The 2,503-nt window shown below is 76.0% G+C and carries 1 protein-coding gene and 1 pseudogene; one reads left to right on the top strand and one right to left on the bottom strand.

What is annotated here, in order from left to right:
• Nucleotides 1-86: 86 nt before the first annotated feature.
• Nucleotides 87-1,325, top strand: a pseudogene (locus tag AOK18_RS34915) (MFS transporter); the annotation flags it as partial.
• 180 nt (nucleotides 1,326-1,505) lie between these two features.
• Here AOK18_RS34915 and AOK18_RS31505 read toward each other — a convergent pair.
• Nucleotides 1,506-2,378, bottom strand: coding sequence for an AfsR/SARP family transcriptional regulator (locus AOK18_RS31505; protein ID WP_074993823.1), 873 nt, complete (start codon nucleotides 2,376-2,378; stop codon nucleotides 1,506-1,508).
• Between the last annotated feature and the right edge of the window lie 125 nt (nucleotides 2,379-2,503).

Genomic DNA, 2,503 nt, shown 5'->3' with positions numbered 1-2,503 from the left:
CCGGTGCCGTCACGCGGGCCGTCGTTCCCGTCCGCCCCGCCGCAGGGCCCGCGTGACGGCACCGGCGCCAACTCCCGGGAACCGTCATGGCCTTGTCCGCCCCTGCCCACCCGCGCGACGGCGCGCCGCCGCTGGACCGCCGGCTGCTCGCCCTGGCCGTCCTCGCGCCCCTGCTCGCCAACGCCGACATGGGCATCGTGACGCTCGCCCTCAGCGACATCCGGCGCGACCTGTCGATGTCGCTGGACGCCGTGCAATGGGTGACCAACATCTACGTGCTGCTGGTGGGCGGCCTCCAGCTGCTGGGCGGCCGGCTCGCGGACCTGGCCGGGGCCCGCCGCCTCTTCCTGCACGGCATGGCCGCCTTCGCCGTGGCGTCGGCCGTGTGCGGCGCCGCGCCCAGCGGTCCGCTCCTGGTCACCGCACGTGCCGGGCAGGCGCTGGCGGCCGCCGTGCTGGTGCCCGCCGCGATGTCGCTGCTGGTGACGGCGGCGGCACCGCACCAGCGCGCCCGGGCCTTGGCGCTGTGGGCGGGCGCCGGCGGCGTCGGCTCGGTGGCCGGCGTGCTGTGCGGCGGCCTCGTGGTCGGCGGCCTCGACTGGCGCTGGGCGTTCTGGCTGAACGTCCCCGTGATAGCCGTCGCCCTGGCGGTGGCCCGCCGCACCCCGCTGCCCGACCCGCCCCGCGCCCGCGGTGTCCGCCTGGACCTGACCGGGGCCGCCGCCCTGACCGGCGCGCTGTTCGCGGCCGTGTACGCCCTGGTGCGGCTGGCCGCGCACGGCGCGGACCGGCACACGGCGTGTGCCGCGCTCGGCGCGGCGGTACTGGCGGCCGTCTTCGCGCACCGGCAACGCACCTGTCCCCACCCGCTGCTGCCCGCGTCCCTGCTCCGCGACCGGGGCCTGGTGTCCGGTGCGGCCGGCATCCTGCTCGTGTCGACGGCCGCCGCGCCCGTCGCCTTCCTCGGCGGCATGCAGCTGCGCGACACCTACGGGTTCGGTGCGCCGGCCGCCGGAGCCGCCCTGCTGCCGGTGGTCGGGGGCATCTTCGTCGTCGGCCGGACCTGCAGCACGCTGCTGGCCCGGTACGGCGCCCGCCCGCCGTGCGCGCTCGGCTGTCTGCTGCTGGGGGCGGGCCTGTGCCTGCTGGCCGCCCGTTCGCACGCCCCGGGGTACGTCTCGGGCATGCTGCCGGGGCTGGTTCTGGTGGGGGCGGGGCTCCCCCTGATCTGGATGTCGTGCGAGGTGGTGGCGCTGGCCCGGTTCCGGGGCACCGGCGCGGGGCTGGCGGCGGGCCTGGTGCAGTGCGCGGGGCAGTTCGGCACCGCGCTGGGCACGGTGCTCGCGGTGGCGATGTGCGGCCGGGGCACCGGGGTGACCGCCGGGGCGGGGCAGGCGTTCGGGGTGGCGGCCCTGCTGATGGGGCCCGCGCTGGTGGGCGCCCTGTTCTGGCTGCCCGGCCGCCGCCCGCACTCCCCGGCCCGCCGCCGGCCGGCCGTCCGGACGTCAGACCCTGACCAGCCCGCCGTCGCGGACCGGGTCGCGCGGGACGGACACGGTGCGCTCGGCCAGCAGGTTGAGCGACTGCCGGTAGCGCGCGCCCGAAGGGGGCTCCAGCCGCGGGTGCCCGGAGAGCATGTGGGTGTGCAGGCGTTGCAGCCGCGCCGACGGCTTGGTGTCGAGTTCCTCCCGCAGCCGCACCCGGAGCCGGTGGTAGGCCATCAGCGCGTCGGCCTGCCGGCCCGACCGGTACAGGGCGAGCATGAGGTGCCCGACGAGGTCCTCGTGCGTGCCGTACTGGTGCACCAGCGCGGTGAGTTCGCCCAGTATCTCGTGGTGCCGCCCGAGGCGCAGCTCGGCCCCCAGGCGCTGGGGGACGGCGTCGAGCCGGTCCCGCTCGACGACCTCGATGGCCGCCCTGAGTAGGGGTCCGGTGGGCACGTCGACCAGCATCGGCCCCGTCCACATCATCTCGGCGGCGCGCAACTGCTCGGCGGCCTCGGCGTACTCGCCGGCCTCCAGCGTGGCGCGCGCGGCCCGCACCCGCTGCTCGTAGCGCTCCAGGTCGAGTTCACCGGGGTTCAGTTTCAGCACGTACCCCTGGTCCCGGGTCTGCAGCCGGCCGGGGCTCCCGCCCGGGCCGCGCCGGGCCCCGTCCAGGGAGCGGCGCAGCTGCATGACGTACGTGTGCACCGCCGCGACCGCCCTCGACGGCGGCCGGTACTCCCAGATCTCCTCGACTATCTGCGCCACGGACACGACGCGGTTCGCGTTGAGCGCGAGGAGCGACAGCAGCTGCCGTTGTTTCGGCGCGGTCGGGGACCGGTGGCGGTTCTTGTCGTCGCACACGCTCAGAGGGCCGAGAACGCGAAATTCCATGTGACTCCCCCATCATCGCCCGGGCGCGCCAGTGGGAAGTCACCCCTCCGGAATACCCGGTCAAACGTCACGATTCCTGTGGATTCTACCGTCACTCAGGCTCTGGTGGTCCCGGTACCGGGACC

It is taken from the genome of Streptomyces prasinopilosus (genome assembly GCF_001419695.1).
Taxonomy (GTDB): Bacteria; Actinomycetota; Actinomycetes; order Streptomycetales; family Streptomycetaceae; genus Streptomyces; species Streptomyces prasinopilosus.
Note: the sequence above shows the minus strand (reverse complement) of the source record. Positions and strands in the feature narration are given on the sequence as shown.